Source organism: Aeromonas popoffii (assembly GCF_000820025.1).
In the GTDB taxonomy this organism is placed as follows: domain Bacteria; phylum Pseudomonadota; class Gammaproteobacteria; order Enterobacterales; family Aeromonadaceae; genus Aeromonas; species Aeromonas popoffii.
Genome location: NZ_CDBI01000104.1, coordinates 1 through 23,348, shown reverse-complemented (window position 1 = coordinate 23,348; position 23,348 = coordinate 1). Strand labels below are relative to the sequence as shown.

17 protein-coding genes are annotated in these 23,348 nt (G+C 61.4%); 4 read left to right on the top strand and 13 right to left on the bottom strand.

Annotated elements, in window-relative coordinates:
• Positions 1-56: 56 nt before the first annotated feature.
• The gene (locus tag BN1129_RS21470) at positions 57-797 is read right to left on the bottom strand and encodes an SDR family oxidoreductase (RefSeq protein ID WP_042039337.1); all 741 of its coding nucleotides are present in this window, start codon (positions 795-797) and stop codon (positions 57-59) included.
• Positions 798-1,139: 342 nt separating this feature from the next.
• Positions 1,140-2,072, bottom strand: a complete 933-nt coding sequence (locus tag BN1129_RS21465; RefSeq protein ID WP_042039336.1) for a LysR substrate-binding domain-containing protein — start codon at positions 2,070-2,072, stop codon at positions 1,140-1,142.
• A 161-nt stretch (positions 2,073-2,233) separates the two neighbouring features.
• Here BN1129_RS21465 and metE point away from each other — a divergent pair, with 161 nt between their 5' ends.
• Both metE and BN1129_RS21455 read left to right on the top strand, forming a co-directional pair.
• Positions 2,234-4,498 (top strand): 5-methyltetrahydropteroyltriglutamate--homocysteine S-methyltransferase, encoded by a 2,265-nt coding sequence (metE, locus tag BN1129_RS21460; protein ID WP_042039335.1) that lies wholly within the window; start codon positions 2,234-2,236, stop codon positions 4,496-4,498.
• A 229-nt stretch (positions 4,499-4,727) separates the two neighbouring features.
• The gene (locus BN1129_RS21455) at positions 4,728-5,393 is read left to right on the top strand and encodes a substrate-binding periplasmic protein (protein ID WP_244463096.1); all 666 of its coding nucleotides are present in this window, start codon (positions 4,728-4,730) and stop codon (positions 5,391-5,393) included.
• Positions 5,394-5,478: 85 nt separating this feature from the next.
• On the opposite strand, the gene BN1129_RS21450 is transcribed toward BN1129_RS21455, so the two are convergent.
• On the bottom strand, positions 5,479-6,600 hold the full coding sequence (locus BN1129_RS21450) for a glycosyltransferase family 9 protein (protein WP_042039333.1): 1,122 nt from the start codon (positions 6,598-6,600) through the stop codon (positions 5,479-5,481).
• Positions 6,601-7,024: 424 nt separating this feature from the next.
• A complete protein-coding gene (locus BN1129_RS21445; protein ID WP_339366210.1) occupies positions 7,025-8,302 on the bottom strand; it encodes a D-amino acid dehydrogenase in 1,278 nt (425 codons plus the stop codon).
• A 640-nt stretch (positions 8,303-8,942) separates the two neighbouring features.
• Between BN1129_RS21445 and BN1129_RS21440 the strand changes: the two genes are divergently transcribed.
• Positions 8,943-10,328 (top strand): tryptophanase, encoded by a 1,386-nt coding sequence (locus BN1129_RS21440; RefSeq protein WP_042039331.1) that lies wholly within the window; start codon positions 8,943-8,945, stop codon positions 10,326-10,328.
• Between the two features lie 98 nt (positions 10,329-10,426).
• On the opposite strand, the gene pbpG is transcribed toward BN1129_RS21440, so the two are convergent.
• The 9 genes from pbpG to nrfA form a co-directional block, all read right to left on the bottom strand.
• Positions 10,427-11,347, bottom strand: a complete 921-nt coding sequence (pbpG, locus tag BN1129_RS21435; protein ID WP_042039330.1) for a D-alanyl-D-alanine endopeptidase — start codon at positions 11,345-11,347, stop codon at positions 10,427-10,429.
• 301 nt (positions 11,348-11,648) lie between these two features.
• On the bottom strand, positions 11,649-12,104 hold the full coding sequence (locus BN1129_RS21430) for an NUDIX hydrolase (protein ID WP_042039329.1): 456 nt from the start codon (positions 12,102-12,104) through the stop codon (positions 11,649-11,651).
• Positions 12,105-12,419: 315 nt separating this feature from the next.
• On the bottom strand, positions 12,420-13,586 hold the full coding sequence (gene nrfF / locus BN1129_RS21425) for a heme lyase NrfEFG subunit NrfF (protein ID WP_422614023.1): 1,167 nt from the start codon (positions 13,584-13,586) through the stop codon (positions 12,420-12,422).
• Between the two features lie 74 nt (positions 13,587-13,660).
• Positions 13,661-14,212, bottom strand: coding sequence for a DsbE family thiol:disulfide interchange protein (locus tag BN1129_RS21420; protein WP_042039328.1), 552 nt, complete (start codon positions 14,210-14,212; stop codon positions 13,661-13,663).
• On the bottom strand, positions 14,209-16,176 hold the full coding sequence (gene nrfE, locus BN1129_RS21415; protein WP_042039327.1) for a heme lyase NrfEFG subunit NrfE: 1,968 nt from the start codon (positions 16,174-16,176) through the stop codon (positions 14,209-14,211). Before nrfE ends, BN1129_RS21420 begins: the two co-directional genes overlap by 4 nt.
• Before the next feature lie 175 nt (positions 16,177-16,351).
• Positions 16,352-17,305 carry a cytochrome c nitrite reductase subunit NrfD gene (gene nrfD / locus BN1129_RS21410; protein WP_042039325.1) on the bottom strand — a complete coding sequence of 318 codons (954 nt, stop codon included), beginning with the start codon at positions 17,303-17,305 and terminating at the stop codon, positions 16,352-16,354.
• 90 nt (positions 17,306-17,395) lie between these two features.
• The gene (locus BN1129_RS21405) at positions 17,396-18,070 is read right to left on the bottom strand and encodes a 4Fe-4S dicluster domain-containing protein (protein ID WP_042039324.1); all 675 of its coding nucleotides are present in this window, start codon (positions 18,068-18,070) and stop codon (positions 17,396-17,398) included.
• The gene (gene nrfB, locus BN1129_RS21400) at positions 18,067-18,711 is read right to left on the bottom strand and encodes a cytochrome c nitrite reductase pentaheme subunit (RefSeq protein ID WP_042039323.1); all 645 of its coding nucleotides are present in this window, start codon (positions 18,709-18,711) and stop codon (positions 18,067-18,069) included. The genes BN1129_RS21405 and nrfB overlap by 4 nt, the downstream gene beginning before the upstream one ends.
• A gap of 51 nt (positions 18,712-18,762) precedes the next feature.
• Positions 18,763-20,199 (bottom strand): ammonia-forming nitrite reductase cytochrome c552 subunit, encoded by a 1,437-nt coding sequence (gene nrfA, locus BN1129_RS21395; protein ID WP_422614022.1) that lies wholly within the window; start codon positions 20,197-20,199, stop codon positions 18,763-18,765.
• Positions 20,200-20,922: 723 nt separating this feature from the next.
• Between nrfA and BN1129_RS21390 the strand changes: the two genes are divergently transcribed.
• Positions 20,923-23,348: retention module-containing protein (locus BN1129_RS21390; protein WP_042039321.1), on the top strand; the 2,426-nt coding region annotated here is incomplete at its 3' end.

The window sequence follows — 23,348 nt, the reverse complement described above, 5'->3', positions numbered from 1 at the left end:
CTAAAAGCAGAGGGCAGCCTGTTGGCTGCCCTCTGTCGCTTGCATTGATCCCGGCGCTATTTCATATAGAGGCCGCCGTTGATGGACAGGGTTTCCCCCGTGATATAGGCGCCCGCCTCACTGGCGAGAAAGGCCACGGCGGCGGCGATCTCCTCCGGCTTGGCGAGGCGGTGCATGGGAATATCGGCCTTGATGCTGTCGAGGATATCGCTGCGGATCGCCTCCACCATGGGGGTGGCGGTGTAACCGGGAGCGATGGCGTTGACCGTGACCCCGAAGCGGGCTCCCTCCGCCGCCAGCGCTTTGGTGAAGCCCAGCATGCCCGCCTTGGCTGCCGAGTAGTTGACCTGACCGAACTGCCCTTTCTGGCCGTTGACCGAGGAGATGTTGATGATGCGGGCATCGCGCTGCTCGCACATGGCGTCGAACAACGGCTGGGTCACGTTGTAGAGGCTGCACAGGTTGGTCTGGATCACCTCGAACCACTGCTCAGGTGTCATGCGCTTGAAGGCGCCATCCCGGGTGATGCCGGCGTTGTTGACCAGCACGTCCACCCGGCCCTCGTCCTGCAACAGGTGACCCAGTGTTGTACGACACATGGCGGTGTCTGTCACATCCAGTGGCAGTAGCCGCACCTGATCCGGTCGATAACCCTGCTCCCCATACCAGTCGTGGGCCGCTGCACTGTTGCCGCTGGAGTGGGTGGCAATGATGCGATAGTCCTGGGCCAGCAAGGCGGTGGTGATAGCGGATCCTATGCCGCCACGGGCTCCGGTGATCAAGGCAATTTTTTTCATCTTTGCTCTCCCTGAAAAAGATTCGAACGAGGACTTTATGGGCTTTTCAGGCTAATTGATATATTTGTTTTAAAACAATCTGACAGGGAAATGCGTTACTTTTGTGACAGGTTGACAACCTGGCTTGACGGCTTTGTTGAAGGCATGGGGGGCGGCTATGTTGAATGTGGCCACTGGGGCGGGCAGGCCCCTCTGCTGGTCGCGATCCCGACCCTCAATGACACCGATCTTCCCCACTCGTATCCCCTGGCCGTGCTGGCAGTTGCAGCGGGTCTTCTTGCACGAGACAGGGCAGACGATGGCCCACGCTGAAAAGACCCTTCACTGACCTGTATTGCCCCATCAGCGGTGTTTTTCCGCCTCTTTTTGTTCACCCATTTTGCTGCGAATGCGCTCGAACAGGCTCTGCAGGCAGGCTTGATCCTTGTCGGCGGCCCGCACCGCGCCATACATATGACGGCGGACTCCGCCCCCCAGCGGCCTGGCTTCGAGCAAGCCCTGCCGCACAAACTCCTCGCTGGCCCAGCGCGGCAGGGCAGCGACCCCGAGCCCGGCGGCGGCCATCTGCAGCATGACGGAGGTATTGTCCACCAGCTTGCAGCGGGCGGGCTCCACCCCGGCGGGTTGCAAAAAGCGGCTGAAGATATCCATGCGGCTGCGCTCCACCGGGTAGACCAGCAGCACCTCTGGCCCAAGGTCGCTCGGCTCGATGCGGCTCTGGTGGCAGAGGGGGTGATCCGGCGCCATCACCAAGTTGAGGTCGAAGGCAAACAGCGGTTCGAAGTGGAGATCGCCGCGGGCCTGCACGTCCGAGGTGAGCAGCAAGTCGAGCTGACCGCCGAGCAGGGCATTGATGGCATCAAAGCCGGGCACCGACTCCACTTCCAGATCCACCCCCGGCCACTGGCGGCGAAAGTCGGGCAAGAGTGGCAGCAGCCACTGGATGCAGCTGTGGCAATCGAGCGCCAGATGCAGCCTGCCCGCGTCGCCGCTCTGCAGGGCGTGCAGTTGCTTCTCGGTCTGGGATAGCGCGGGCAACACCTGATGGGCCAGACTCAGCAGCAGCTGGCCTGCCGCCGTCAGCACCAGGGGGCGGCTCTTGCGCAGGTAGAGCTCCATATTGAGGCGGGTCTCCAGCTCTTTGAGCTGATGGGAGAGGGCCGACTGGGTGAGGTTGAGAGTCAGCGCGGCGCCGGCCAGCGACCCCTGCTCGGCCAGCGCGGTCAGGGTTCTCAAGTGCTTGATTTCCAGACCTGCATTGCTTGGCACTGCCATAACATGGCTCCTTGTTGCATCAATCGCGGATTTTTTGAGAGGCTGTTGAAAAGGATTCAATAGCCAACGCCACCTTATCTTGTCATTTTGGATGTGTAAACATCTGGATGGCCAAATCATCCAGTTTCCCATCAGATGAATGAGCATAAGGAATTGGACCTATGACACGAGCACACACCCTGGGCTTCCCCCGTATCGGCGCCAAGCGCGAGCTGAAATTTGCCCTCGAATCTTACTGGCGTGGCGAGACCACTCAGGCGGAACTCATCGCCACCGGCAAGAGCCTGCGTGAGCGTCACTGGCAGGCCCAACGCACCGCCGGGGTCAACCTGCTGCCGGTGGGGGATTTTGCCTGGTACGATCAAGTGCTCGGCACCAGCTTGCTGGTGGACGCAGTGCCTGCCCGTCACCGCCACGGTGACACCGATCTCGATACCCTGTTCCGGGTGGCCCGTGGCCGTGCGCCGACCGGCCCGGCTGCCGCCGCCGCCGAGATGACCAAGTGGTTCAACACCAACTATCACTACCTGGTGCCCGAGTTCAGCCGCGACCAGCGCTTCAAGCTGGGCTGGAGCCAGCTGTTTGACGAAGTGGAAGAGGCCAAGGCGCTGGGACTGCCAGTCAAGGCTGTGCTGCTGGGGCCCGTCTCTTATCTGTGGCTTGGCAAGGAGAAAGAGAGCGGCTTTTCGCGCCTCGAACTGCTCGACCGTCTGCTTATCGTCTACCAGGAGATCCTGGCCAAGCTGGCTGCACAAGGCGTGGAGTGGGTGCAGATCGATGAGCCGGTGCTGGCGCTGGACCTGCCGGACGAGTGGCGGTTGGCCTATCTCAATGCCTATGAGCGCCTGAGCGGTCCCTGCAAGCTGCTGCTCACCACCTATTTCGGCTCGGTTGCCCATCAGCGTGACATCATCACCAGCCTCAAGGTGGATGGCCTGCACCTGGATCTGGTGGCGGCACCCGAGCAGCTTGAGACGCTGGTCCCGCACCTGCCGGCCCAGTGGGTCATCTCTGCCGGGGTGATCAATGGCCGCAACGTCTGGCGTGCCAATCTGGCCAAGCTGGCGCCGACGCTGAAAGCATTGAAAGAGAAGCTGGGCGAACGGCTCTGGGTGGCCTCTTCCTGCTCCCTGTTGCATAGCCCGGTCGATCTCACCCTGGAGCACGAGCTGGACACCCAGACCCGCAGCTGGTTCGCCTTCGCCCTGCAAAAGTGCTATGAGCTGGGGCTGCTCTCCGACTATCTCGATGGCGGAGCACTGGACAAGATCACCGCCTACAGCCAGCCCATCGTGGCGCGGGAGTCCGACAGCCGGGTACACAAGAAAGCGGTACAGTCGCGCCTTGCCAGCCTGACCAACAGTGATTTCAACCGCCAGAGTGCCTATCCGGTGCGAGCGCAGGCCCAGCGCCATGATCTCAAGCTGCCGCTGTTGCCGACCACCACCATTGGCTCCTTCCCGCAGACCTCGGAAATTCGGGTGCTGCGTCAGGAGTGGCGGGCCGGTCGCATCGACGATAGCGCCTACGAGGCGGGTATCCAGGCCCAGATAAAGGATGCGATCGAGCGCCAGGAGGCCATCGGGTTGGACGTGCTGGTGCACGGCGAGGCCGAGCGCAACGACATGGTGGAGTATTTCGGTGAACTGCTGGACGGTTTTGCCATCACTCGCTTCGGCTGGGTGCAGAGCTATGGCTCCCGCTGCGTCAAGCCGCCGGTGATCACCCGCGATATCGACCGCCCGACCCCCATGACCCTCGAGTGGACCCGGTTTGCCCAGAGCCTGACTGACAAGCCGGTGAAGGGGATGCTGACGGGCCCGGTGACCATCCTCTGCTGGTCCTTCCCGCGCGAAGATGTGAGCCGTGAGCAGTCCGCCCTGCAAATTGGCCTGGCCATTCGCGACGAGGTGGCGGATCTGGAAGCCGCCGGCATCAAGATCATTCAGATCGACGAACCGGCGATCCGCGAAGGCTTGCCCCTGCGCAAACAGGATCATCAGGCGTATCTGGACTGGGCGGTGCGCGCCTTCCGTCTGAGCGCGAGCCCTGTGGTGGACAGCACCCAGATCCACACCCACATGTGTTATAGCGACTTCAACCTCATCATAGAGGCGGTGGCAGCGTTGGATGCGGACGTCATCACCATAGAGACCAGTCGCAGCCAGATGCAGCTGCTCGAAGCGTTCGAACGCTTCAACTATCCCAATGAAATCGGGCCGGGCGTGTATGACATCCACTCGCCGAACGTGCCGAGCCAGAGCTGGATTGAGGGCTTGCTGCGCAAGGCGGCCAAACAGATCCCGGCCGAGCGGCTCTGGGTCAACCCGGATTGCGGCCTCAAGACCCGGGGCTGGGAAGAGACTGAGGCGGCCCTCAAGGTGATGGTCAATGCCACCAGGGCGCTGCGGGCCGAGCTGGCTTAGTTCGGCAGTCATGCTGGCAACACAGCAGTAAAGCACGACAGAGTACGGGCATAATGAAAGAGGGAAGGCGCATGCCTTCCCTCTGTTTTTGTGCGGGCGCGTGCGTTAGGCTCAGGGCTGGGTGATGTGGGCGGGGCAGGAAATGATGAAAACAGGTGTCTGGATCGGTTGTCTATGGGCGCTGCTGCTGGCCAGTTGCCCCCTGGCTGCTCCAGGCCCCTCGCTCAACATGGTCTATTTCGATGATTTTGCCCCCTACTCCTGGCGTGACGAGCAAGGCAAGATGCGGGGCATCATGGTGGATGTGATGGACAGGGTCGCGGCCGAGCTCGGCATCCGCGTCACTCATCAGGGGTATCCTTGGCTGCGGGCCCAGAAACTGGTGCGGGCCGGCCAGGCCGATGGCTTTGTCACTGTGCCTACCCAGGCGCGGGGGGACTACACCCGGGTGGTGGAGGAGCCGGTCGCCTTCTCTACCCTGACCCTGTTCACCCAGGCGGGGCACCCCCAGCTGGCGCGGCTCAATCAGGCTCGCACCCTGGCGGATCTCAATACGTTCACCATCCTCGACTACATAGGCAATGGCTGGGGCAAGGAGAATCTGGTGGGATTCAAGGTCCATCTGACCATGAACGTGGACAACGTCTTCAAGATGCTCTCTGCTGGCAGGGGGGATGTGATGATCACGGATCCCATCGTGGCCAACTTCAAGCTTCGCCAGCTGGGGTTGACGGGGCGCATCATAGAGGTGCCGCTTCAGCTGGGATTGACCCCGCTCACCCTCTGCATCGCCCATACCTCTCCTTTTCAGCGCCGGGCGCCCGAGTTCTCCCGCGTCCTGGTCAGGCTGCGTCAGAGTGGCGAGCTGGCTCGCATCGAGGCGCGTTATCGGTAGGCTGTTGCCCCCTGGCGCCGGATCACGGCTTGTTAAAACAAAGAGGGCGGCCAAGGCCGCCCTCTTTGTGGCTGCGTCATCGTGGTCAGTGTGCCACCAGCTGGGGGGCCTGGGATGGGCTCTGGTATTGCGCATTGGAGAGGGCGGGTTGCCGCTCCCTGGGTGTTTGCGCACGTGCCAGCGTCTCGGCCAGCCAGTGGGGATCGAGGGGAATGGCGTTGCGATCGTTGACGACCAGGTTGAGGTGCTGGGCCCCGAGGCAGCCGTAGCGCTCGGGATCTGTCTGGGTAAAGAGGCCCAGGCAAGGCACGCCGCTGGCGGCGGCCAGATGGAGCGGGCCCGTGTCGCAGCTGACAAAGAGGGTGAGGCCGCTGGCGAAGCGGGCCAATTCGCTCAAGTTGCGCAGGGAGACCGGCATGTCGCCCAGCAGAGGCAGGGGATCGGCCGGATCATTGAACTGGATCAGCAGGGCATCCGGGCGTTGGCGGCGCAGATCCCCGAGCAGCCGCTGCCATTGGGGGAGGGAGAGCCCCTTGCCCTTGCGGGCGCCGGTGAAAAAGCCGATAAGGGGCCGGCCCGGGTGGCTCTGTATCAACGCCGTCAGGTGTGGGCAGGCGGTGTGCAGCATACTGCCCAGTTCAATCTGATCGGCGAGGCTTGCATGCAGGCCGAGCAGTTGCAGCGGCTGGTGGGCATAGTGGCACTGGTCGTTGGAGGCGATCGGCCGATCGAACAGCACATCCCCCCTGGCTTCCTCAAAACCCAGCTTCTCGCTGGCGCGCACCCAGGCGGCGATGAGGTGATCCGTGCTGGAGGCGAACGGGACATAAACCTGGTCATACTGTTGGCGACCCAGGCGCCACAGCACGGGCAGGGCCGCGATCAGCTGCTTACCCTGCAATCTGACCTGATGCACCTGTTGCAGTTTCAGATCGGCCAGAAAGGGGAGCAGTTGGCCACCGCTACACACCAGCTCGATGTCGGCGTTGGGGTGAGTACTGCGTACCTTTTGCAAAAAGGGCAGCAGGAACAGATTGTTGCCTATGCGGTTCGTGCTGCGAATGATGAGGATCCGTTGGGCTGGCTGGCTTGAGGCTGGCAGCCTGCCGCGTTTGGCAAGCCAGGCGAGGGCTGCCCGCTCCAGCCCGGTTGTCCAGCAACGGCGCTGGCCGTCGAAGCGACGCAGGGCGTCTCTGATGGTGCTCATGATGAGTGGCTCTGTTGATGAAATTGACATCAAGGGTACACGGCAAGTCTTAAGAAAGCGTTAAGAGAAGAGAAAAAAGGGATCGTTACCCATTGTTTTTGTGAGAACTTTCTGCGGCGTCACATTTTGGATGCAACAGTGTGCATCCGGACATCACTTTGTTGATGAAAAACACAAACAGGGCGGCCGGCGGACCGGACGCCCTGTTTGTGTGAGCCGCTTGCCTGCGCGCTGGCCTCTGCCGTGGCAGTGACGCTGGCCTTTCTCTGCAACAGGCTACCGCGGCGCCGTTCCCCAGCCGAGCGAGTGCATCGCGAGCCGGCCAGGGCGATCTTGCCCAGGATCAGGACGGTGAGCTGCTCGGCAGCAGTCGCCAGGATCGGCAGGCCTTGCTGCAGGATCAGGCCTTGTGGCAGCCTCAGTCTCAGCCGTAGCGGGCCAGGGTCAGCCCTTTATCGCTGATGGCGGGCGTGCTGCCGCTGATGAGATCCGCCAACAGCTGGCCCGACCCTGCCGCCATGGTCCAGCCCAGGGTGCCGTGGCCTGTGTTGAGCCAGAGCCCTGGCACAGGGCTTGGGCCCACCAGCGGGGTACCGTCTGGCGTCATAGGCCGCAGCCCGGTCCAGAACTCGGCCTGCTGTATGTCCCCCCCCTCAGGGAAGAGATCCCCCACCACCATGGCCAGGGTGTCGTAGCGTTTCGGGTTGAGCGCCAGGTTGAAACCCGACAGCTCCGCCATACCGCCGACCCGGATCCGATCATCGAAGCGGGTGATGGCAACCTTGTAGGTTTCATCCAGCACTGTACTGCGTGGCGCCGCATCGCGGTTGGCCATCGGCAGGGTGAGGGAGTAGCCCTTGACCGGGTAGACTGGCAGATCGAGCCCAAGCGGGCGCAGGAAGCCGGTGGCATAGCTGCCCAGCGCACAGACGATGGCATCGGCCTTGAAACGCTGCTCACCGGCCCGCACCGCTACGGCGCGCCCCTGCGCCAGTTCAATCTCGTCGATAGCGCAGTTGAAGACAAATTCCACCCCGAGTTTTTGCGCCTCGGCGGCCAGTGCCTTGGTGAAGCGGAAGCAATCGCCGGTTTCATCACCCGGCAGGCGCAGGCCGCCCACTATCTTGCCGCGTACCCGCGCCAGCGCAGGCTCCACCTCCTCACAACCGCTGGCATCCAATGACTGGTAGGGCACGCCATACTCTTCCAGCACCTCGATATCCCGTTTGCTGGCATCAAGCTGGGCCTGGCTTCGAAACAGCTGCAGGGTGCCGAGCTGGCGTCCTTCGTAATCCAGGGCCAGCTCATCACGCAGCCCCTTCATGCAGTCACGGCTGTATTCGGCAAGGCGCACCATGCGCCCCTTGTTGATGGCATAGGCAGTCGGAGTGCAGTTGGCGAACATCTTCAGCATCCAGCGCAGCTGAAATGGATCCGATGTGGGGCGCACCGTGAAGGGGGCGTGTTTTTGCAGCAGCCACTTGGCGGCCTTGAGGGGAATGCCGGGCGCCGCCCAGGGCGCCGCGTAACCGGGAGAGATCTGACCGGCATTGGCATGGCTGGTCTCCAGCGCCACCCCATCCTGCCGTTCCAGCAGGGTCACCTGATGACCTGCCTTGGCCAGATACCAGGCGCTGGCTACGCCAATCACGCCACCACCCAACACCACTATCTTCATCACACCATCCTTGTCGTTATGCAGGCGCCACCGGCCGATCCTGCTGTTTTTATGAGGGCTGGCCCGCTCCCGTTACTGCGTTTGTCGCGAGCGGACAAAGAGAGGGACCCAGCGCACAGGCCACACGTTATCACCGGTAGCGTGATCGGCAAATCCACCCGTTTGAAAATATGATTTATCACTGCGTTAACATTTATTGCCAGCTGATAATGATGATTTATCACAATAATGCGATGTTTATGACTGCGGCAGGATGGGTTGATGGGGGCCTGGGCTGGTTGGTTCCGCATTCACCCCATGATCGTCTATGCGGCCAAGGTAACGGGGTTGTTAAATCTGTGCTCCCGATCGCAACGGTGATGCGTGTCGCTTGTCGCCCCATACAGCCTCTGCCTAGAGTGGTCAGTGCATTGCATGGTGCATGTGCGTTTTACTGGCTTGCTCGTGTTAGACCACCACAGGAAAGGATGTGATGACCCGAACTGCTGACGCCTCATCAGGCTGGCCCACCGCCAGTCCCCACACACTGCCCTGGTATGTGCAAGATATAGTGCTGGTGTGCGACTTCCCTCGCCGCTGATCTCCCTGCGTTAACCCCACTTGTTTTCATTTCATATTGGTGACTGTCGCCAGGCGTTCGCACGGCTGGTGCAAGGAGAAGATCATGCGTCGTATACCCGAACCGTTTCGTATCAAGATGGTCGAGCCCATCAAGCAGACCACAGGCGCCGAGCGCCGCACCGCCCTCGAGGCCGCAGGCTGGAACCCCTTTCTGCTGTTGGCCGAGGATGTTTACATCGACCTGCTGACCGACAGCGGCACTGGTGCCATGTCGGATCGCCAGTGGGCCGGCATCATGATGGGGGATGAGGCCTATGCGGGCAGCCGCAACTTCGTTGAACTGGAGCGCACAGTGCGCGAGATCTTTGGCTATCAGCATGTGATCCCCACCCACCAGGGACGCGGGGCGGAGCAGATCCTCTTCCCCGAGCTGGTCAAGCGCTGCCAGGGCAGGGAGCCGGTCTTTATCTCCAACTACCACTTCGACACTACCAAGGCCCATGTGGAGTTGGCGGGGGCGCGGGCCATCAACCTGCTCACCCCGCAAGCCCTCGACACCACGGCCCCTTATGCCTGGAAGGGGGATTTTGATCTCCCTCGTCTGACCGACACCATCGAGACCCTGGGGGCCGACAACGTGGCCGGTGTCATCATCACGGTGACCTGCAACAGCGCAGGGGGGCAGCCGGTCTCCATGGCCAATATGGAGGCGGTCTCCGAGCTGGCCCGTCGCCACCAGATTCCGGTGGTGATCGATGCCGCCCGCTTCGCCGAGAACGCCTGGTTTATCAAGGCGCGCGACCCGGCTTACGCCAAGACAGGCATCGGGGAGATAGTGCGCCAGATGTTTGCCCTGGGGGACATGTTCACCATGTCGGCCAAGAAGGATGGGCTGGTCAATATCGGCGGGCTCTGCTGCTTTAAAGAGGATCTCGACCTGTTTCGTGCAGTGCAGGTGCGCTGTGTGGCGATGGAGGGGTTTGTCACCTATGGCGGCCTCGCGGGACGGGACATGGCGGCGCTCGCCATCGGCCTGCGGGAGGGGATGGATGAGGAGTATCTCACCTATCGCATCGGTCAGGTGGCTTATCTGGGCGAGCGGCTGGCCGAGGCGGGCATCCCCATCCAGACCCCCACCGGCGGCCATGCGGTCTTTGTCGATGCCAAAAAGCTGCTGCCCCATATTCCGGCCGAGCAGTTCCCGGCTCATGCACTCGCCTGCGAGCTCTATCTGGAAGGGGGCGTGCGCGGGGTGGAGATAGGCTCCCTGCTGCTGGGGCGCGATCCCGCCACCGGCAAGCAGGAGGTGGCGGACTTCGAGCTGCTGCGCCTCACCATTCCGCGCCGGGTCTATACCCGGGATCACATGGACTATGTGGCCGACTGCCTGATCGCGGTGAAGGCGCGTGCCAGCGAGATCCGTGGTCTTACCTTCGACTACGAGCCGCCGTTGCTGCGTCATTTCACCGCGCGGCTCAAGCCAGTCTAACGCTCCGACGGTGTAAACCGGGGTGTTGGCACGGCATCAATAGCAAAGCCCCCGCACGACAGGTGCGGGGGCTTTTTACCGTGAGCGTCTGAAGCAGATTACTGGCTGCTGAACAGCTTGGGCTGGGGGCGGGATTGGGCAGTCAGGCTCATGCGGCCGGAGGTCTCCAGCCAGGACTTGATCCGTTTGGCATCCGCCACCCGGGAGTTGGGGGTATCGGCATTGAGCAGCACCAGGATCACCGGCTCGCGGTTTATCTGGGTTGCCATCACCAGGCAGCGCCCCGCCTCGCGAATGTAACCCGTCTTGGAGAGGGTGACAGGCCAGCTGCCTTCACGCACCAGGCGGTTGGAGTTGAGGTAGTGCAATTGGTGCTTGCCGTTGCGCACCATGCGCTCTTCGGTGGAAGAGTACTGGCGAATGAGTGGGTAGGCAGAGGCAGCTGCCACCAGTTTGGCCAGATCATGGGCGCTGGAGACGTTGCGAGGGGTGAGCCCCGTGCTGTCTGCGAACTGGGTGTTCCACATGCCAAGCATGCGGGCCTTGGCATTCATCGCCTCGACAAAGGCGCGCTGGCCCCCCGGGTAATGTCTGGCCAGTGCGGAGGCCGCGCGGTTTTCCGACGACATCAGGGCGATGTGCAGCATGTCGGCCCGGCTCAGACGCGATCCTACCGCCAGCCGCGACCCTGTTCCCTTGAGACGATCCACATCGGCCATGGTGACGGTCAGCATTTCGGAGAGGCGCTGATTGGCATCGAGCACCACCAGCGCCGTCATCAGTTTGGTGATGGAGGCGATGGGCATCACCCGATTGGCATTGCGCTCTGACAGCACCTCGCCGGTGCGTGGATTGGCCACCACGAAGGCAGCCGAACTCAGGGCAAGATCGTTGCGCGGTTCCAGAAAGCGTTTGGGGGAGTGGGATGTGGCCGTAAACGGATTGGCTTGGGCGCTCTCCATGCTGACGGGAACGAGGAAGGCACCGAGCAGCAGGGTAAGAAAAGGACGAATAATCATGTTTTGACGCTACCGTGAATGACTGGAACATTTGGCTAAGTTATATGACGGTAATTGACGCTTCACAACGTCTAATGGCCCGATATTTCAATTTAATGGGATCGTACGCCTTGAAATCCCCATGTTGACGGCTAAATGACGACTCGATCGGGGAAATATCCAACCATGAGCGAGTCTGATACATGCCAGCGTCACCCGTCATGGTGGCGCACTATATATTGCGTCTCTGGGGCCTGGCAGCCCGTTAATCCCCCTTGCGGTGGCGCAAGCGGCACCACCTGCGTTGAGAGAACCTGCATTTTCAGGCTTCTGTCGCTACTCGCATCAGCGCCGAGGGACTGCGCTCGACAAAATAGTGCCAGACATGGTCATAGAGCGCCTGCTGGCCGGGAAAACTCACCAGTCCCTTGGCCTCGGCCAAGGTGCACCAGCGATATTCGGTGTGCTCGTCGTTGAGGGTGACCACCTGATTGGGAGGGCAATAGACCACAAATACCGGCACTACCTCCACCGTATTTGAAGCGCTTTCGTAAAATTGTTCCAGATAATGGGCTGTGTATAACTCGCAAACCGTGATACCCGTCTCTTCGCCAAACTCGCGAATAATGGTCTGCCAGCCGGTTTCCCCCGCCTCAATCGTGCCAGCCACATGGCACCAGAAACCGCCCTTTACGCGTTTCATCACCAGCAGCTTTGTTTCGCCATCCATCGTTGAGAGGGCGACACCGGAGACGGCTTTACAGCGAATGGGGATCATGGTTTTTTCTCGCTTGGTTTGCCGTCTGTAATTAAAACGACAGGGATAAAGGGGTCTTAAATGAAAAACGTCTCCGCTGGCAGACCAATGGCGTCTATTTCATTCAGGCTGCTCTTGGCCAGATAGTTTGCCACCAGATTAACATCCACCCAGTCGCCGGCATATGTCGGAAATCGTTGGCTTACATGGCAGTAGAAATAGTCTGGAAAGTGGAACAGCTTGCTGGATAAATATGCGTCATCTCTGCCAGGAGATGATTAACGTCTGTGGTCGAGGCGCAATATTACGACGACGACATACCCCCAATCAACCGGGTTATCCCCCCATCATTTTCGCCGTCTGGATCGCCTCGATAAGCGCCGCACGGTTGATGCGAGGGCGCTCGCTATCGAGCAGCTGTTGCCACAGCGCAATGGCCCGGGTGTAGCGGCCGTGCAGGAAGTGATCGGCGGCGAGCAGCATCAGGGTGCTCACTTCCCCCGCATCCTGCTTGAGGGCGCTCTCCAGCAGGTGGGTTGCCTCCGGGGTAAGCTGCTGGCCCGCCTGATAGTAGCGCACGGTGGCTTGGGCGGCCTGGGTTGCCGCGCTGGCCCCCCCCTCCAGCAGGGCAAGGCGCTGATAGGCGAGCAGGGCGTTGTCGTACTCGTTCCGATAGAGATAGAGCTGACCGAGCGCCGCCCAGCTGTTGAGATCGGCGGGGCTGCGCTGCAAGGTTTGATGCAGACTCCCCAGCTCCTTGTCCTGCAGAGCTCGTGGGCTCAGCCCTGCCAGCGGGTCGGGACGGGATGCATGAGCCTGCCATGCCTGATAGCGGCCGCTGCTCATGTAAGTGGCGGCAACGGCAGCGATTGCCATGATGCCAAGTAGCAACAAGACGCGCCCGTGCCGGGTATGGCGGTCGCTATTGTCACGCTGGTTGGTCAGTTGTGCGCGCAGGGCCAACTCTGTGGCGGGTGTGGCATTGGCAAGGCGGGCGGCGGTCAGCTCCCTATAGAGCGGCTCTGCGGGGGAGAGGCTGGCCTGCTCCCCAAGCATGATCAGCTGATTCAATTCGCTGCGCGGATCGGCGGCGGGTTGATGGCGCGGCTCAACGATGGCCTTAACGACAGGGACGGCCCGTACTTCTGTGCGCGTCAGGCGACGACGCAGAGTCAACAGCGCGAGCCCCAACAGCAGCAGGGGGCCACCCCACAGCAGCGCCGTGCTGGCTTTGAAGGGGGGATCGTAGCGGACGAAATCGCCAAAGCGCTCCGTCATACGGGCGATCACCTGCTCATCGCTCTGCCCCTCGTCCACCCAGCGGTAGACTTCGAGTCGCAAATCCCGGGCGATGGGGGAGTTGGACTCCACCAGATTCTGGTTCTGACACTGGGGACAGCGCAGGGCGCGGGCCAGCTCTTGCGCCCGATTTTGCAGCTCGGGATGGCGAAACTGATAGGTATCGACCCCGCTGGCCGTGGCTGCTGGCGTGAAAGAGATCATCAGGCCGAGTAGCAGGAGATGTGGTAAGTAGCACGGAAAGTAAAACGGAAAGTAACGCAGCAAGGTCATGCCCTTCATGGTCTCGCCTCCTTGGCTAACACGTCAGCCCGTGCCTGTGCCAGCAGCGGTGCAAACTGGCGCTGCCAGATCGCTTTGGTGAGCGCGCCGGTGTGGCGGGCAAGCAGGGTGCCATCGGCGGCAAACAGATAGGTCTCCGGCGTGCCGTAGACGCCGAGCTCCAGCGCCAGTTTTCCTTCCGGGTCGGCCAGCACGGCGCGATAGGGGTTGCCCGCCTGGATAAGCCAGGCGCGGGCCGCGTCACCCTTGTCCCGATAGTTGAGGCCGTAGAGGGGCACTGTGCCCGCCAGCTCGGTGAGCCGCGGATGTTCGGCGCGGCAGTTGACGCACCAGCTGGCCCAGACGTTAAGCACAAAGGGCTCGCCCTTGAGGCTGGCGGTCTGGATCGGACTCCCATCCAGCAGATTGTCGCTCTGCCACGCAGGCAGGGTTCGCCCCAGGGTCGCCTCATCCTGGCTGTAGGGATTATTGCCAAGGCCGAGCCAGAGCAGGGTGCCGAGGCCCAGGGTCAGGAGCAGGGGAAGAAAGAGGCGCAGGCGGGATCTCATAACGCCTCCTGTTCGAGCCGGGGATGGGAGGCGCCAACCGCAATGGGGCGGGAGGCAAGCAAGGGGCGACGGGCGAGCAGGCGCAGAGTGCCGCCCGCGATCATCAACAGGCCGCCGAGCCAGATCCAGCGCACCAGCGGCTTGTAGTGCAGCCGCATGGCATAGGCATCGGGTCCCATCTTCTCACCCAGTACCACGTAGAGATCGCCCAACAATCCCCACGCGATGCCCGGTTCGTTCATGTTCATGGTGCGCACGCTGTAGTGGCGCCGCTCGGGGGCGAGCCTTGCCACCTCGCGGCCCTCCTTGTGCACGCTAAGCGTGATGCGCTCGGCGGTATAGTTGGGGCCGATCACCGGCTCGCGCCCCTCATAGCGAAATTCGAACGCGCCGAGCTGGTAGGGTTGGTTGGCACCGAGCACTGTGCCCCCTTCCTGACTGTGGTGGCTCACTTGGGCAATGCCGAGGGCGCACACCGCCACCCCGAGGTGGGCCAGCAAGCTGCCGAGCCGCTTGAACGTCAACTCACGAAGTGAGGTCAGTTGTGAGAAAGGGAGTAGCAGGCTGGCCATCAGCCAGAGGCTCACCATATTGGCGAGGATGCCGCTCCAGCTACCGGAAAAAGATCCCTGTTCCAGATAGGCAAGGCTAAGCAGCCCGCCGCCAAGCAGGCCAAACAGCGGCGGCAACAGGGTGTTGAGCCGAGGACTTGCGGCAAGCTGCTGCCAGCGCAGACGGGGCAGCTGGGTCATCAGCCCCATCAGCAGCAGGGCCAGCGGTACAAAGATGGTGTTGAAGTAGGGGGCACCCACCGAGAGCGATCCCAGATGGAGCGACTGGAACACCATGGGGTAGAAGGTGCCGAGCAGCACACTGGCGCAGGCCACGCAGAGCAGCAGGATGGCGGCGCCGAGCAGCCCCTCCTTTGACAGTAAGCCGAAGCTGGCGTAGGGGGCGCGGGTGTCGGCGCGCAGCGCAAACAGGGTGAGCGCCGTGGTGAGCAGAATACCGAGCAGCAGCAACAGGGTGAGGCCGCGGTTGGGATCCACCGCAAAGGCGTGCACCGAGGTGAGTACCCCGGAGCGCACCACAAAGGTACCGAGCAGGCTCAGTGCAAAGGTGAAAATGGAGAGCAACAGCACGGCGTGGCCGTAGGCGCCGCGCTTCTCGCAGACTACAAGAGCGTGCAGCAGGGCTGTGCCCAGCAGCCAGGGCAGCAGGGAGGCATTTTCCACCGGATCCCAGAACCACCAGCCGCCCCAGCCCAGTTCGTAATAGGCCCACCAAGAGCCCAGCACGATACCGGCGGTGAGAAACACCCAGGAGCCGAGCGCCCAGGGGCGGCTCCAGTGGGCCACTGCGCCATCCAGCCTGCCCGAATGGAGCGCTGCCATGGCGAAGGCGAAGTTGACTGCAAAGCCGACGTAGCCTAGATAGAGCAGGGGCGGGTGAATGATAAGACCGATATCTTGCAGCATGGGGTTAAGATCGCGCCCCTCCAGCGGCCCCGGGAATTGGCGGTCAAACGGGCTGGAGAAGATCAGGGTATAGAGGGCAAAGAGCCCGACGATCAGCCCCATGATGGCCAGCACCCGAGCGGTGATCAGCGGATCGACCCGCTTTGAACAAATCGCCACCAAGGCCCCCCACAGGGCCAGTGCAAAGACGAAAAAGAGCATGGAGCCTTCGTGACCACCCCAGACTGCAGCCAGCTTGAAGCCCAGGGGCAGGGCGCTGTTGGCGTGCTGGGCCACATAGCTGACGGTAAAATCATCCCGGGCAAAGCAACTGGCGAGCAGCAGCAGGGCAGCCCCCAGCAGGATGGCGTTGCTCAGCACCAGCGGCTTGGCGCAGCGCAGCAGGGTCGGGGAGGCGAGGCGCAATCCCAGCCAGGGCAGGGTGCCCTGCAGCAGCGAGAGTGCCGCTGCCAGTAGCAGTGAGAGATAGCCAAGCTCCGCCAGCACAAAACCTCCAGGTTCAATCTTTGATCTCATTCATGTCATGGCACACACGCCGCCTTGTCTCCTGTTTGGCGGGGAGACTCCGCAGGCAGCGGGTGTGGCATCACCAGAAATGAATTGGGCCAGCAACAAACCAGCGCCAGTCGCCCCTAGGTGGCTGGCGCTGGAGATCATACCTTTAAACTACTGTCATCTGGCCGGCGTAGAGCACGAAGTAGCGCAGCAGCAAGATCCCCATCAGGGTCAGGCTGCAGATCAGTACCAGATGGCCGTTCCTCTCCCGTAGCCGAGCGGGCATCAGCAGGGCGAGCAGCTGGGGCAGTAGCATGCCGATCCCCACCACCCCGACCCAGAACACCTGAGCCCAGAAACCGCTGCCGATGGCAGCCCACATCGCCACCTCTTTCTGGCCGCCACCAAAGTAGAGGCCGGTAAAGAAGCAGACCAGCAGCAACAGCTCCACCGCCAGCACCGGCCGCTCGAAGCGGTGGACAAAGCTCACCCCCTGGCTGTGGTGGTTCTCCCTGAACAGGGTCACCGCCAGCAAGATGGTGGCGGCAATGCCGGAGCTGATGCCGGAGACCAGAAACAGCACCGGCAGCACAGGGTTGTTGAGCAGCGGATAGGTTTTGAGCGCCGAGAGCAGAAAGCCGGTGTAGGCCCCCAAGAGCACGGCGAGCAGCAACAGCAGCGGTGCCAGCAGCCGTTCGATGCGGGCGAGCCAGCCGATGAGATTATCCACAAAGGCGAACTTCTCTTTCAGCAACCGGCGGCGCAGCGTCTCAATATCGGCTCTGAACACCACCGCCAGCCAGGCGAACAGCACAGCCATATAGAGCTGGAACAGCATGACCCCCATCGACATCACGGAGTCGAACTGGTAGTGGAACATCAGCTTCCAGAAGGTCCAGGGGCGGGCCAGGTGGAAGATGAGGATGAGCAGTCCCAACACGACGCTGAGCGGCGCCAGAATGGCAGTCGCCTTGATGATGCCGCTCTCGCTGCCAGCCCCCTTGCGGCGCAATAGCACCGAGAGGGTGGTGGCGCCGGCGGAGATGCCGAGCAGAAAGAGATAGATGGCGATCGGCCAGTCCCAGACAAGAGAAGGGAAATGAAAGGCGTCATGCCACATGGTTATTCCCTCCCTCTGTTACTGACGGGGTCGATGGCGATGGGGCAACTCCCCACCCCCGCGAGGGGCAGTGAAAGGCCGCTTGCATGGTCATGAGGTTATCTCCCCTTTGGGTACGCGGTACATCTTGGGCGAGGTGCCGAGCGCCTGCTTGTAGCGATAGGTGGTCTCCTTCACCAGCCGCTGTGCGATGGGGCTGCCCGGATCATCCAGATTGCCAAACACCAGCGCCCTGGTGGGGCAGGATCCCACACAGGCTGGCTCCTTGCCCGCCGCCAGATTGGTCTTGCGGCAAAAGTCGCACTTGTCGGCGACCTTGGTCACCGGGTTGATAAAGCGCACCTGGTAGGGGCAGGCGGCCAGACAGTACATGCAACCGACGCACAAGTCCGGGTTCACCTCGACGATGCCATCCTCCGCCCTGATATGGGAGGCCCCGGTGGGGCAGACGTGCACGCAGGGGGCGTTATCACAGTGCTGGCACGATTTACGAAAGAAGCGGTACTCGGCATCGGGAAATTCACCGACGGGGCCGGAACGGATGATCTCGAGGCGCGAAACCCCTTCCGGCACCTGATTCACCTCCCGGCAAGCATCCATGCAGGCGGTGCAGCCGATACAGGCCGTCTCGTCGTGGATCATGCCATAGCGCACCCCGTTGATGGTCTGGCTGTGGGCGAGGGCAGTCGCGCGAACAGGCCCCGTCATCATGATGAGGGCCCCCGCGCTCATCCCCGCCATGAAGTGACGGCGAGAGCAGCTCATTGTGCCTCCTTGCCCGGGGCGGCGTTCGTGGCTCTGATCGCCTCATGCTGCTTGTTGTGGCAGTCGACGCAAAGCGTGATGCGGGATTTTTCAGGGATCCCCGCCATGGGATCTTTGGCCGGGTGCAGCTGGTGACAGCTGGTGCAGGTGAGCTTGGTGGCGTGCACGTCGTGAGCCCAGAGTGCCTCGCGCAGGGGTTTGGGCTCGTGGCAGCTCATGCAGACCCCGTTTTGCTCGGCGATGGGGTAAGCCTCATCGCTTTGCGTGTCGTTGGCGCTGCTCAGCTTATCTTGCAATGCGCTTTGCTGGTCGTTGAAGCTGTCACTGAACCGCATCACATCCTTGACCCCTTCCCTGTGCTGGGGAGAGGGCAGGCCGTGGCAGTTGGTGCAGGTGACCGGCGCCAGGTTGTTGGGGTTGGTTGCCTGGCCATGCTTGCCGTGCATGCCGTAGGCCTGCTCCTTGTGGCAGTCGGTACAGGCCGCATCGGGATTGCGCAAAAACGCCACCTCCTGTGTGGCCGGGGCAGGTGTGGCCGGAACAGGGGCGGCTGCCGGTTCGGCCGCCTGACCCTGCAGGCTGGTGAGCAGCATGGCTGCCATCAGCATCAGTCGTAAGAAATCCATCGTTAAATCACCCATAGGAAGCTTCCATCCGCTGCGAGCCCGATCTGGTCGGGCCCGCAGGCGCCATTACTGTGCCAGCCGTCCAGCCGCTTTGGCCTCGGCATCCCAGGCGGGGACTGTGGTCTTGAGGAACTGGGCCTTGTCGCTGTTCATCTGTTTCATATCCATGCCAAGGGCGGTTTGGGCCTTCTCCTTGCTGGAGATGTCGGGGATGGCGATCTCGTGGCTGATCCCTTTGGTCGCCAGCAGGCGAGCCAGCTTGGTGCGGGCGTCAGCGGCCTTGTCCAGCGCGCTGCCAAGTACCTTGAGGGCCACTTCGGGGGCGTGCATCTGCACCCCGTGGGAGGCGATGGCATAGTCCCAGCGCCACTGGGCGTGACGGATGTCCTGCAGAATGTCCTTCATCTCGGCGTCGGTGGCACCGGCATCCCAGGCCGCCTTGGCCTCGAAGTGGGCGTGCACCAGCTGCTTCTCGACCTTCAGCTTGGTCTCGATCACCGCCTCTTTGCGCTGCTGGACTATGCCTTGCAGCATCTCCTTGCTCTGGGTGTGGCAGTTGCGGCAGGTCTGCTCGAAACGATCGAAAGGGTTGCCCACCTTGTGATCCGTGTAGACCTTGCCCTGATCGTTTTGCACCTTGGGCATGTGGCAGTCGACGCAGGCGACGTTGTTCTGGCCGTGGATGCCAGCCCGCCAGGTCTCGTATTCCGGATGCTGGGCCTTGAGCATGGGGGTTCTGGAGAGGGCATGAGTCCAGTCGGCGAAACCGATCTCGTCGTAATACTCTTCCATCTGCTCAACCGTGGTGCCCTTGTCCCAGGGGAATTTCACCGCCTTGGTGGGGCCGCTGAAGTAGTACTCCACGTGGCACTGGCCGCACACCTGAGACTGCTGATCGAAGCGTCCCTGATCCTTGAACGGCTTGCCGATGGCGGTCATGGCCCGATCGGCATAGGGACGGGAGAGGTGCAGGGCCGGCTTGCCCTCCTTGAACTCCTTCGAGGCGGTGTCGTGGCAGTCAGCGCAGCCGATGGTGTTGACGATCTCCGGCCCACCTTTTGCCCACATCCCCTTGAAGTAGCCATCTTCGCCTTTTTCATCGATAACGCGGGCCACATCCGGGCCTTTGCAGCTCCAGCAGGCCATCGGCAGCGGGCCATCTTCGGCGGTTTTCGGGGCGCCGGTGCGCAGGGTCTCGCGCACATCGGTCAGGGCATAGAAGTGACCGCGTGGCTTGTTGTAATCCTTGGCAAAGGGATAGCCTCCCCACAGCACGATCATATTGGGATCTTCCGCCAGCGCATCGGTGCGCGTCTCGCTCTCGCGGGTGGCCTGCCAGCTGGTGAACTGATCGGTGTGATCCTTGGCGAACAGCTCACTGCGCGCCTCTATCTTGCCCTTGGTGGTTGTCTCATCAGCCTGTGCAAAGCCGCTGGCGCCAAGCCAGCTGGTTAGCAGCAGGGCTGCGAAGCCCAGTTTGGTATGCCTGTGTTGTGAACCCACGTTTATCACTCCCAGATAAATGTCCTGGTCTGACCCGTTCCATCTTGTTGCGTGGATTTCATCCCCATTGGGCGGGGTGGGCAGACGTGTGGTTGGCGATGAATAAAACCGCGCAATATGTGATTTCTAGAGGCTTACCCTATCAAATAGGTAAATTTAATGATGATTTATCAGCAGGAGAGTTGTGCCAGATCAATTGGTGCACCGGATTGATCGTTGAAATGAGATCTCGATTAAATTTTATGAAAACTCAACTCCTTGTTCACCGCAGAACATCCGATGTAAGGGGGGTATCGATACCGTCATGAACGAGCCATTTTGCTGCCAATCCCGTTTGCCATTGTCACAACGCGGATTGCATCGCCATTTCGCATGTGGATTTTTTGACTAAATATGCATTTTAGGCATATTGAGTGCGAACCATGTGGCGCGCCAGCAGTCGTCAGTTCATCGAGGTGCTGGGCAAATTTCTCGTCACGCGACCGAAATGCTCACATGCGAGCGAATAAGCCTGTTACTAGAGGGATGGAGGCGGGGCCATTCAAATCTTGTTTTGTTTAAGAACCCTTGCCTGATGCACAAAGTTGTCAGTTAAGGCCATTTAATCGCTTTTGTTGTCGAAAATAGCGAAAAGACCCAAGCTGCCGGGTGCGGTATGATTATTGAACAAATGAGTGTCCGGTTGATACTGATGTCAGTGCGTAAAATGGTACTGGAGGCTGTATGGCTGAGTTGCAAATTGAAAAGTCCACGGTGATCACCCAACTCGAGGGCTCCGTGTTTGTCATCAATGCAGATGGATCTGCCATACGCGCAAAGGTGGGGATGGCGTTGCAGCCGGGGGACCGCCTCCAAACCGCCCAAGGGGGCCATTTTCAACTAGCCGAGCCGGGCAGTGATACGGCTGGTGAGCAAGCGGTTGCCGCCAAACCTGAGCCTGCCACTCCCGCTGGTGATGGGCAACTGGCCGATCCGGAGCTGGCCTCGTTGCAAGAGGCTATCCGCCAGGGGATAGACCCGACAGCTCAATTCCAGGAGACCGCGGCGGGCAATGCTGCCGCGGCTGCAGGTAATATCGGCGGTGTCGCCGGTTCCAGCTCGGGCGGATTCGTTGTGGTCGATCGTACCAATGACGCTACCCTGGCCGAGGCTGGTTTCGACACCTATCACACAGCTCAACCTGCGGGCGATGAGCTGCTGTTTTCCGAAGAGCGCGACCTCTTTGCCGCTATCACCATCACCGACCCCCAGACCAGCGACAACATCATCAATGCCGATGAAGCGGCGGGCGTCATCATCCGCGGCACTGTGTTCGATGTGGAGGTGGGCCAGCCGGTCACCGTCACCCTTATCGACCAGGCGGGAAATTCACTGACAGTAACGACCGTGGTGCTGCCTGGCTTGGTCTGGGAGGCCAACTTTGGCGATGTCACCGGCAAGCTGGTGGATGGCCCGCTGCAGATTGTGGCCAATACCCAGGATCAGGCGGGCAACAATGCCAACGACACCGGCCAGACCCTGCTCGATACCATCACCACCATTACTCTGGATCTCGCCGATGAGAGCGACAGCGGTGCCAGTCAGACCGATGATCTGACCCGCGACAATACCCCGCTGCTGCAAGGGAAGGGGGAGCCCGGCGCCACCGTGACCCTGAGCCTTGGCGGCAGCGTGCTCACCGTCCTGACGGTGGATACCGCCGGTAACTGGCAATATCAGTTGCCGCAGACCCTGGCCGATGGCCAGTACCAGTTTCAGGTCAATTCAGTGGATATTGCCGGCAACCGCGCCAGCGATACCCTTGTTATCAATGTCGATACCCAGGCCTTCATCGATATCGATGATCTCGATACCGCCGCCCTGTTTGGCAATAACAGCGCCACCCTGAGCGGTTCCAGCAGCAATGTGGAAGCGGGTCAGAATGTCACCATCACCCTGGTCGACAGCAATGGCCAGCCGCTGCTGACTACCTCGGCGCTGGTAGGGGCCGATGGTCGCTGGCAGGTGAGCGGCCTTGATCTCTCCGGCATCAATCAATCCTTTGAAGTGCGCGCCAGCGTCACCGATTTGGCGGGCAACAGCGCAAGCGATGGCGCACCGCTGATCGGTCAGAGCGAGACCCTGACACTCTCCGAAGCAGGTTTGGCCGATGGCCCGGTGACCGCGACCGGCAGTCTCAATACCGGTGCCGGTCAGGATGGCAATCTGCAAGTTCAGTTTGCTGCCGACCAGAGTGCGCTGGAAGGGCTGGGGTTTGTCAGCCACGGTGTGCCTCTCGGCTACACCATCAATGGTCAGACCCTGACCGCCACCGCCGGTGGTTCGACCGTCTTCACCCTGACCCTCAACAATGACGGCAGCTACCGCATCGTCTGGAGTCAGAGTCTGGATCACGGTCAGGACACGTTGCGCCTGCCGTTCAACCTCGAATATCGCGATAGCGACGGCGATCTGGTGAAGGCGCCGTTGGTGCTCACTCTGGTGGACAGCAATCCGCCCAGCTTCGACATCCCGGCCATTCCCCTGACCGAAGATGCCTTTACCAACGGCGCCGCCGTGGTGGGCGAGAGCAGCTTTGTGGTCAAACACACCGCCGATCCCCTGCTGGTGGATTCGCTGGTGTTCAGTAACCAGAGCCAGACGCTGGCCACCCTCAACGGTGCCGGGCTGGGGAGTGATGGCCATCCGCTGACGTTCGAATTTGCCGGTGATCGCACCCTGTTGGGTTACTACCTGGATGGCAGTGGCAAACGGGTAGAGGTGCTGCGCGCCGAGCTGAAGGCTGAGCAGCAGGGCAGCGATCTGGCTGGTCGGGTAGTTGTCACCCTCACCGGGCCGCTGGATCATCAGGGCCGTGACAGCCTCTCCCTCGGTTTGCAGGTGAGCGCCAACGAGATCGACGGCGATAGCACCAGTGCCAACCTGACGCTGACCGTCAATGATGGCAGTGATCCCGCATTGGGCATCGACAAGGGTATTGCCCTGCAAGAGGGGGACAACCAGAGCATTGATGGTCGGCTGCCGGTGACGGTGGGCAGTGATCGTCTGGTCTCCCTCAACTTTGATACGAACCAACCGGCGTTGGCCGGGCTGACCAGTCAGGGCAAGGCCACCAGTGTCGAGGTCAATGACAACCAGCTGATCGTCAA